Below are 8487 nucleotides of genomic sequence, written 5' to 3' on the forward strand. Positions count from 1 at the left end.
TGTGCAGATCTTGTTTGTGGAGTTTTCTCATGACTGAAGTTCAGTTCAACCAGCTCACCGCTGCCGGCTACAACCGCATCCCCGTCACCCTCCAGACGTTCGCCGACCTCGACACGCCGCTGTCGATCTACCTCAAGCTCGCCAACGAACCGTACACCTACCTACTCGAATCGGTGCAGGGCGGCGAACGCTTCGGCCGCTACTCGATCGTCGGCCTGCGCAGCCGCACGCGCCTCGTCGTCCGCGAGCACGAAGTCACGGTCTTCGATGGCGAACGCATCGCCGAACAAGCCGCCGACATCAACCCGCTCGATTTCATCGAATCGTTCACGGAACGCTTCCGTGCCGCACCGTCGACCGGCCTGCCGCGCTTCTGCGGCGGCCTCGTCGGCTGCTTCGGCTACGACACGGTGCGCTACATTGAACAGCGCTTGGAGCGCGGCCGCAAAGCCGCGGACATCGACACGCCGGACATCGTCCTGCTGCTCTCGGAGGAAATCGTTGTCGTCGACAACCTGTCCGGCAAGCTGACGCTCGTCGTCTATGCCGACCCGACCGAGCCCGGCGCCTACCAGCAGGCACGCGAACGTCTCAAGGCGCTGCTCGCGCAACTGCGCGAACCGGCCCGTTTGCCGGAAGAAAAACCGGCCGCGTCGCAACCGCCTGTCTCAGTTTTCGGCGAAGAAGAATTCAAGGCCGCCGTGCGCAAGGCCAAGAGCTACATCACCGAAGGCGACATCATGCAGGTCGTCCTCTCGCAGCGCATGAGCAAACCGTTCGCCGCCAGCCCGCTGGCGCTCTACCGTTCGTTGCGTTCGCTCAACCCGTCGCCGTACATGTTCTACTTCGACTTCGACGATTTTCACGTCGTCGGCGCTTCGCCGGAAATCCTCGTCCGCCTCGAAGGCGATACGGTCACGGTGCGCCCGATCGCCGGCACCCGCAAGCGCGGCGCCACCTTCGAGGAAGATCAGGCGCTGGCGACAGAACTGCTGGCCGACGAAAAGGAACGTGCCGAGCACGTCCAGCTTCTCGATCTCGGCCGCAACGACGCCGGCCGCGTCGCCCAAGTCGGCACGGTCAAGCTCACCGAAAACATGACCATTGAGCGCTACTCGCACGTGATGCACATCGTTTCCAACGTCGAAGGCAAACTGAAGCCCGGCCTCGACGCGCTTGACGTGCTGAAAGCCACTTTCCCGGCCGGCACCGTCTCCGGCGCCCCGAAAGTGCGGGCGATGGAAATCATCGACGAACTCGAGCCCGTAAAACGCGGCATCTACTCCGGCGCCGTCGGCTACCTCGGCTTCAACGGCGACATGGATCTGGCGATCGCCATCCGCACGGCAATTCTCAAAGACGGCCAACTCCACGTCCAGGCCGGCGCCGGCATCGTCGCCGACTCCGACCCGACCTCCGAATGGCAGGAAACGCAAAACAAAGCCCGAGCCGTCCTCCGCGCCGCCGAGTTGGCCGAACAGGGACTGGATACGCGGCTGGATTGAACGATTAACCGCATTCAACGCAGAGATCGCAGAGATACAGAGGGCGCAGAGATGGAAGAAAATGTGCTGTCGGGCAATGTGATCGGAGCGGCGATTGAAGTGCATCGTGTATTGGGTCCCGGTCTGCTGGAATCGGCCTATGAATTGGCGCTGGAGCGCGAGTTGGCAATGCAAGGGCTTCGAGTCGAGCGCCAGAAGCCTGTTCCTCTGGCATATAAGGGGGCCGCGCTTGGCGATGGGTTTCGAATCGACTTGTTGGCCAATGATCGGTTGATCGTCGAAATCAAGGCCGTCGAACGCATCCAGCCCATCCACGAAGCACAACTGCTTACCTACCTGCGGTTAACCGGTAAATCGATTGGATTGCTGATAAATTTCAACGAAAGAATTTTGAAGTCAGGGGTCAAGCGAGTAGCGAACGGCTTGTAATTGGTTTTCTCTGCGTTCTCTGCGTCTCTGCGCCCTCTGCGTCGAAAGAGGTAAAAAATGCTGCTAATGATCGACAACTACGACTCCTTCACCTACAACCTCGTCCAGTATTTCGGCGAACTCGGGCAGGAGGTGAAGGTTTTCCGCAACGACGAAATCACGCTCGACGAGATCGCCCGCCTCAAGCCCGACTATCTGGTGATTTCCCCCGGCCCCTGCGCACCGTCTCAAGCCGGCGTATCGCTCGCCGCGATCAAGGAATTCGCCGGCAAAATCCCGCTGCTCGGCGTCTGCCTCGGCCACCAGTCGATCGGCGAGGCCTTCGGCGGCAAGGTCGTGCACGCCAAGCAGCTGATGCACGGCAAGGTGTCGCCGGTGCATCACGCCAATGTCGGCGTTTTCCGTGGCCTGCCGAATCCGGTCACCTGCACCCGCTACCACTCGCTCGCCGTCGAGCGCGAAACGCTGCCTGACTGCCTGGAAATCACCGCCTGGACCGACGACGGCGAAATCATGGGCATGCGCCACAAGACGCTGGCCGTCGAAGGCGTGCAGTTCCACCCCGAATCGATCCTGACCGAACACGGCCACGACATGCTGAAGAACTTTCTTGAGGAGCACGCCAAATGAAGCCGCAGGACGCTCTGGCGCGGGTCATCGAACACCGCGAAATCTTCCACGACGAAATGGTTTCCCTGATGCGCCAGATCATGAGCGGCGAGGTCTCGCCGGTGATGATCGCCGCCATCACCGCCGGTCTGCGGGTCAAGAAGGAAACGGTCGGCGAAATCGCCGCCGCCGCACAGGTCATGCGTGAAATGTGCACGCGCCTCGACGTTGCCGACAACCGGAACTTCGTCGACATCGTCGGCACCGGCGGCGACAACGCCCATACCTTCAACATCTCGACGACCTCGATGTTCGTCGCCGCCGCCGCCGGCGCCAAGGTCGCCAAACACGGCGGGCGCAGCGTTTCGTCGAGTTCCGGCAGCGCCGACGCGCTCGAAGCGCTCGGCGCCAACATCATGCTGACGCCGCCGCAAGTCGCCGAATGTCTGGCCAAAACCGGCATCGGCTTCATGTTCGCCCCCAACCACCATTCGGCGATGAAAAACGTCGCCCCGGTCCGCCGCGAACTCGGCGTACGCACTATCTTCAATATCCTCGGCCCGCTGACCAATCCGGCCGGCGCCCCGAACACGCTGCTCGGCGTCTTCCACGAAGACCTCGTCGGCATCCTCGTGCGCGTCATGGAGCGCCTCGGCGCCAAACACGTCATGGTCGTCTACGGCAAGGACGGCCTCGACGAAGTCTCGCTCGGCGCGGCCACCATGGTCGGCGAACTCAAGGACGGCAAGATCAGCGAATACGAAATTCACCCCGAGGACTTCGGCCTCGCGATGGCCTCCACCCGCCAGCTACGCGTTGCCAACGCGCAGGAATCGCACGCGAAAGTCATTTCGGTACTCAACAACGAACCCGGCACAGCACGCGACATCGTCACTCTCAACGCCGGCACGGCGCTCTACGTCGCCAACGTCGCCGACTCGATCGGTCGCGGCATCGAACTCGCCCGCGAAGCCATCACCAGCGGCGCCGCCCGCGCCAAACTCGACGAATTCGTCCGCTGCACGCAAGGATTTTCCGCATGAGCCAGACCGCCCAATCCGACATCCTGAACAAGATTCTCGCCGTCAAGCGCGAGGAAGTCGCCGCCGCCTCGGCCCAAAAGCCACTCGCCGTTGTGCGCGCGGAGGCGGATGCAACCACCGCACCGCGCGATTTTGTCGGCGCCATCCGCGCCAAGATCGCCGCCGGCCAACCGGCCGTTATCGCCGAAATCAAGAAGGCCAGCCCGTCCAAAGGCATCATCCGCCCCGACTTCCGCCCGGCCGAAATCGCCGCCGACTACGAAGCCCACGGCGCGGCCTGTCTTTCCGTACTCACCGACAAACAGTTTTTCCAGGGCGCGCCCGAATACCTGCAAGCCGCCCGTGCCGCCTGCAACCTGCCTGCCCTGCGCAAGGACTTTCTCGTCGACGCGTATCAGGTCTATGAAGCCCGCGCCATGGGCGCCGACGCCATCCTGCTCATCGCTGCCGCGCTCGACCTCGGCAAGATGCAGGAACTCGAAGCCATCGCCCACGGACTCGGCATGGGCGTGCTCGTCGAAGTGCACAACGGCGAAGAACTCGACGCCGCGCTGCAACTCACGACGCCGCTCCTCGGCATCAACAACCGCAACCTGCGCACCTTCGAAGTCAGCCTGCAAACCACGCTCGCCCTCCTGCCGCGCATCCCGGCCGACCGCATCGTCGTCACCGAAAGCGGCATCCTGTCCACAAGCGACGTCGCGCTGATGCGCCAACACAACGTCAACGCCTTCCTCGTCGGCGAAGCCTTCATGCGCGCGCCCAGCCCCGGCGAGGAACTGGCCAAGCTGTTCAGATAGCCCCCATCATGCGCCTCTCCCCCGCCGAAATCGCCGCCCTGAAAACCGCGCTAAACGGAATCGCCTACCAGAAAGCCTTCCTGTTCGGCTCGCGCACCGACAACACGGCCCGCGGCGGCGACATCGACATCCTCCTCTACAGCAACGCCCAGCCTTTCGACACCGCCCACCGCGTCGCCAGTCGCTTTGCACAGGAATTTGACGCCAAGCTGGATGTACTCGTCGTCGATCCGGACCATCCCACCACGGAACAAAAAGCCTTCATCGCCACCCTCAAACTGGAGCCGCTCGATGACTTCCTCTGAATACGACGCACTCGTCGCAGCAGCTGCCGAACGCTACGGCAACGCCTGCCGGCTGATTGAAGCCTCGCTCGCCCGCTACCGCCCGTTCGACCTGCAACGCACCTACAGCGCCATCAGCACCGAATACGGCCCGGATCTGCTCCGCCTGCGCGAACGCATCCGCCAAAGCACGCAGGCCTGATCGCCCGGCAAAGCCGGGCTCCTACCCCGCCCCTCAACATCGTAGGGGCGCAGCTTCGCTGCGCGAAACCACTACCCCACCACCACCGACGATCGAATCGCCTCCGCATCCGGGTGACAATCGACAAGAAACGCCATCATCTCCGTGCCGTCCTTCGTCAGATAAAAACGCACCATTTTTTCGTTGAACTCCTGCGCCCTGGCGGCGGGTACGCTGATCGCGTCGATGCCGTTTGACATCAGGATGCCGTTCATCATGAAGCGCGAAGTACGTTTATTGCCATCAAAGAAAAACTGCTGCAAAGCACCGAACAAAAAGAAAGCCAACGCCCTTTCGAAAGGCGGGCAGTCGGCAAGCGCGGCAATGCCCTCCTGAAAGACACGGTTCAGTTCCGGCGCCCCCGGCAGGGTTCGCAACGGTGTATGCCGACCATACGTCCCCAGCCCGACATCGGGCGTGTAATTCGTCTCCTCTCCCTCACCCCGGAACAGCCCCCACTCCAGCGCCTCATTGCGGGCCACGAGGCGGTGAAGCTCCACAAAAATCGCCTTGGACAATTCAAACCGTCCACTCTTCACCAAAGCCAGAAGCCGTTTGGAACTTTCCGCCAGATTCAGAACCTGCTCCTGATCGGACACTCTCCGCCCACCAACGGTCACGCCGTCCAACAGCGTCTTCACCTCCGGAAACGTAAACGGATTGCCTTCGAGCACACTGGCATCCCAAACAAACTCTGGAAGCATTCGGTGAAAGCGAAAGCAGACGCGTTCGATGGAGTAAACAGGAACAAGGACCGGCAGCGCCGCCCTGTCCCAGTGAAATCCAAGTGCATCAAATAGAGCCATGATAGCCAACCATGTTTTGCGATTTTCGAGGCGACAACACTACGGCAGCACACCAACGAAGGCAACGCGCTTTTTCTCTGCGCCCTCTGTATCTCAGCGCTCTCTGCGTCAAAAGCGGTTCGCACAGAACTGTTGCACCATTGCAACAAACAGCGCCACCAACGCCCCAAAACAATGCATCGAGGTTGCCCGGCCCCGGATCGTTTGCGATTATCCGCTCAGCTTCTCAACTATGAGAGGTGCAGATTGGCGGTGCGACAGCGCCGCCGACCTTAAACCTAGAGGAGATTCACAATGCAAAAGAAACTCATCGCACTGGCAGTAGCCGGTCTGGTATCTGGCGCTGCCTTCGCGCAATCCAACGTCACCGTTTACGGTGTTGTTGACCAAGCTTTCGTTTATGGCGCTGGCGACAACGCTGCCGGCGACAGCCAAAGCTTTGCTGGTATTCAAGACGGTGGCCAATGGAGCTCCCGTATCGGCTTCAAGGGCGAAGAAGCTCTCGGCAACGGTCTGAAGGCTCAGTTCCAGGTTGAATGGGGCAAGAACGCCGACACCGACGCAGGCATTTACGCTCGTCAATCGTTCGTTGCCCTGTCCGGCAACTTCGGTACGGTTGGCTTTGGCCGTCAATACTCACCGTCCGGCCTGATCATGGGCGGCAACTCGTCCAACGCCCTCACCGGCATCAACGCGATGAACCAGCTTCAGGAAGGCATTGGCAACCTGAACGGTACGATGAAGAGCGCCTCGGGCCCGTCGCGCTGGGATAACTCGATCAAGTACGTATCGCCGAACTTCTCCGGCTTTACCGCTCAAGCTATCTACAGCTTCGGTGAAACGGCTGCAAACACCACCTACCTGGACAAGGCTGACATCTCCGACAACGGCAAGTTCGGTATCGCCGGTAGCTACAAGAACGGCCCGTTCAACATCGACTTGATCTACCAAGCCAAGTATGACGTCGTGACCTACACCGCCACCACCTCCTCCAACGCATACGACATGGATGAATGGTATATCGGTGGTGCTTATGACTTCGGCGCAGCCAAGGTTTACGCTAGCTACCAGAACCTCTCGAACGACGCCTCGGCTTCCTACGATGCAGACATGTGGTCGATTGGCGTTCGCGCTCCGGTCAGCAAGGTTGGCGCAGTTTATGCTGAATACGCAGAAATCAGCTACGATCCGAACACCGGCGCCACTCAGAGCCTGGATGGCTCGTCGCAAGGCTTCAGCGTTGGCTACGATCACGACCTCTCCAAGCGCACCCGTCTCTATGCCGCAGCAGCCTGGATGGATCACGACGACAACGTCGCAACCGTTGGCCGCTGGGGCAACGCAGGTGGCGTAGCCGCTGCCGGCGAAGACAGCTACAACATCATGGTTGGCGTACGTCACGCTTTCTAATCTGACTCACGTCTGATCTAGAATAAAAACGGACGCTTCGGCGTCCGTTTTGTTTTTGCAGCACTTCTGAGAGGCAAGCGCGCCAACGTCGCGACACGCCAGAAGCCCCTCGCTACAAACGTTTAGCTGAGCAACAGAGCATCCCGACGAATCATCTCCGGTTCATCCTGATAACCGAGAATGCTCTCAATATCCTGACTCACATGCCGGGCAATGCGGCTCGCGGCACAAAACAGCAACGCCGTGGCGTCTTAATTCACGACGCCACCCACCGTCCTGTTTAGCCGCCTGCTAACCGCTTGCGCAACTCTTTTGTGGAAACGTCATCAATATGCCGAAATGCGGGAGCAATCTTGACCAGCTCGTGGTCGGGAACTCCAGATTGGTCGAAGTACGCTCGCCACTGACGCACGACTCGCCAGACCTCATCTATCAACAGGCAGGCAGTTTCCAGAGACAGCGTGAATTTGCCGTGAGCCGCAAGCGCATTGTCGAGCGTAGCCATTCTGCCCTGCGGTCCGACGCCCAGATGCAAAAAAACGCTCGGTCGCATGGCTCGCGCGAGGCAATACGTCATAAAGAGGACTGAGCCTCCAGCCTGGCAATCTGGGGTCCCAAACGAAACCATGATTGCGGAGATGGTCATCGTCGTTGCTAACGAAGATGTTAAACACCATGCGCTTAAACAGTTCTTCATTGTTTTGCCGGATGATGGACGGATGACAGTAACGGCGTACCGCCTCGGCCAAGTCGGCGTAGGACTTTGTACGTGACTCCGATTCATCGCACGCCACCAGCGTCAGGCCGCTGACAAAGCCCATCCGGTGTTCGACACGGCCATTACCAGGACCGTCGGCCAGCAGGTCGGCATCGGGGGCGGGTGCAGTATCCGGGGTTACCCAGTAACGGTCAAAGCGCCGAATGAGCATGATTCGTCGGTGGCCAAGCATCATGGTGCGTACGGGCGGCACGTTCAACCCGGTCTGACTAGCCAATTGCAATGCGGCGCACTCGATGGCGGGCACATCGAACACATCATGCCGGCTGGCGAATTTGGCCAACCACAGCACCCCGGCCTCATCCCGTATTGATGCCTTTGGGCGTGCTCCGCCCAGCGCGGTGCCGTCCATGAAAATAGCTTCAAGGTGTGCAGGGATAGGCAGCCCTTCTTCGATACGCTCTGCCGCCTCCATGAGGTGAGCCAGAGTGTGCCAGCCGCTGACTCCGATAGCAGGGCTATCTTGAATACTCGTTGTCAACGGCGATTCAAAACTGACACACCCCGGACACTTCATTTGCGCTGATCGCGTTGCCGAGAGGGAGGGGCGAAGGCCCGACCGGAAGGCGGCGCGATCAGCGC

The 8487-nt window shown here is 60.4% G+C and carries 10 protein-coding genes; 8 read left to right on the forward strand and 2 right to left on the reverse strand.

The genetic code is table 11. The annotated features are described in order from the left end of the window. Positions 1–29 precede the first annotated feature (29 nt). Genes trpE through GH659_RS13445 form a run of 7 tightly spaced genes read left to right on the forward strand, consistent with a single transcriptional unit; the run spans position 30 to position 4872 of the window. On the forward strand, positions 30–1505 hold the full coding sequence (gene trpE, locus GH659_RS13415) for an anthranilate synthase component I (RefSeq protein ID WP_153111945.1): 1476 nt from the start codon (positions 30–32) through the stop codon (positions 1503–1505). 51 nt (positions 1506–1556) lie between these two features. Further along, positions 1557–1934 carry a GxxExxY protein gene (locus tag GH659_RS13420; RefSeq protein WP_153111946.1) on the forward strand — a complete coding sequence of 126 codons (378 nt, stop codon included), beginning with the start codon at positions 1557–1559 and terminating at the stop codon, positions 1932–1934. A gap of 57 nt (positions 1935–1991) precedes the next feature. Continuing rightward, a complete protein-coding gene (locus GH659_RS13425) occupies positions 1992–2564 on the forward strand; it encodes an aminodeoxychorismate/anthranilate synthase component II (RefSeq protein ID WP_153111947.1) in 573 nt (190 codons plus the stop codon). Continuing rightward, positions 2561–3586, forward strand: coding sequence for an anthranilate phosphoribosyltransferase (gene trpD / locus GH659_RS13430; RefSeq protein ID WP_153111948.1), 1026 nt, complete (start codon positions 2561–2563; stop codon positions 3584–3586). Before GH659_RS13425 ends, trpD begins: the two co-directional genes overlap by 4 nt. Further along, positions 3583–4386: an indole-3-glycerol phosphate synthase TrpC gene (gene trpC, locus GH659_RS13435; protein WP_153111949.1), complete on the forward strand. Its 804-nt coding sequence runs from the start codon at positions 3583–3585 to the stop codon at positions 4384–4386. Before trpD ends, trpC begins: the two co-directional genes overlap by 4 nt. A gap of 8 nt (positions 4387–4394) precedes the next feature. Beyond that, positions 4395–4691 (forward strand): nucleotidyltransferase domain-containing protein, encoded by a 297-nt coding sequence (locus GH659_RS13440; RefSeq protein WP_153111950.1) that lies wholly within the window; start codon positions 4395–4397, stop codon positions 4689–4691. Next, on the forward strand, positions 4678–4872 hold the full coding sequence (locus GH659_RS13445) for a hypothetical protein (protein WP_153111951.1): 195 nt from the start codon (positions 4678–4680) through the stop codon (positions 4870–4872). The genes GH659_RS13440 and GH659_RS13445 overlap by 14 nt, the downstream gene beginning before the upstream one ends. A gap of 71 nt (positions 4873–4943) precedes the next feature. Here the strand turns inward: GH659_RS13445 and GH659_RS13450 are convergent, their stop codons facing one another. Then, positions 4944–5717 carry a Fic family protein gene (locus tag GH659_RS13450; RefSeq protein WP_153111952.1) on the reverse strand — a complete coding sequence of 258 codons (774 nt, stop codon included), beginning with the start codon at positions 5715–5717 and terminating at the stop codon, positions 4944–4946. 294 nt (positions 5718–6011) lie between these two features. On the opposite strand from GH659_RS13450, the gene GH659_RS13455 reads away from it, so the two are divergent. Then, positions 6012–7127, forward strand: coding sequence for a porin (locus GH659_RS13455; RefSeq protein WP_153111953.1), 1116 nt, complete (start codon positions 6012–6014; stop codon positions 7125–7127). A 425-nt stretch (positions 7128–7552) separates the two neighbouring features. Here the strand turns inward: GH659_RS13455 and GH659_RS13465 are convergent. Continuing rightward, positions 7553–8487, reverse strand: a 935-nt coding sequence (locus tag GH659_RS13465; protein WP_211364248.1) for a type II toxin-antitoxin system HipA family toxin, incomplete at its 5' end; no start/stop codon positions are given.

Origin of the sequence: Propionivibrio limicola (assembly GCF_009469695.1) — a bacterium.
GTDB lineage: Bacteria > Pseudomonadota > Gammaproteobacteria > Burkholderiales > Rhodocyclaceae > Propionivibrio > Propionivibrio limicola.

Coding starts and splice junctions, on each gene's coding strand:
- trpE (WP_153111945.1), top strand. CDS start 30: ATGACTGAAGTTCAGTTCAACCAGCTCACCGCTGCCGGCTACAACCGC.
- GH659_RS13420 (WP_153111946.1), top strand. CDS start 1,557: ATGGAAGAAAATGTGCTGTCGGGCAATGTGATCGGAGCGGCGATTGAA.
- GH659_RS13425 (WP_153111947.1), top strand. CDS start 1,992: ATGCTGCTAATGATCGACAACTACGACTCCTTCACCTACAACCTCGTC.
- trpD (WP_153111948.1), top strand. CDS start 2,561: ATGAAGCCGCAGGACGCTCTGGCGCGGGTCATCGAACACCGCGAAATC.
- trpC (WP_153111949.1), top strand. CDS start 3,583: ATGAGCCAGACCGCCCAATCCGACATCCTGAACAAGATTCTCGCCGTC.
- GH659_RS13440 (WP_153111950.1), top strand. CDS start 4,395: ATGCGCCTCTCCCCCGCCGAAATCGCCGCCCTGAAAACCGCGCTAAAC.
- GH659_RS13445 (WP_153111951.1), top strand. CDS start 4,678: ATGACTTCCTCTGAATACGACGCACTCGTCGCAGCAGCTGCCGAACGC.
- GH659_RS13450 (WP_153111952.1), bottom strand. CDS start 5,717: ATGGCTCTATTTGATGCACTTGGATTTCACTGGGACAGGGCGGCGCTG.
- GH659_RS13455 (WP_153111953.1), top strand. CDS start 6,012: ATGCAAAAGAAACTCATCGCACTGGCAGTAGCCGGTCTGGTATCTGGC.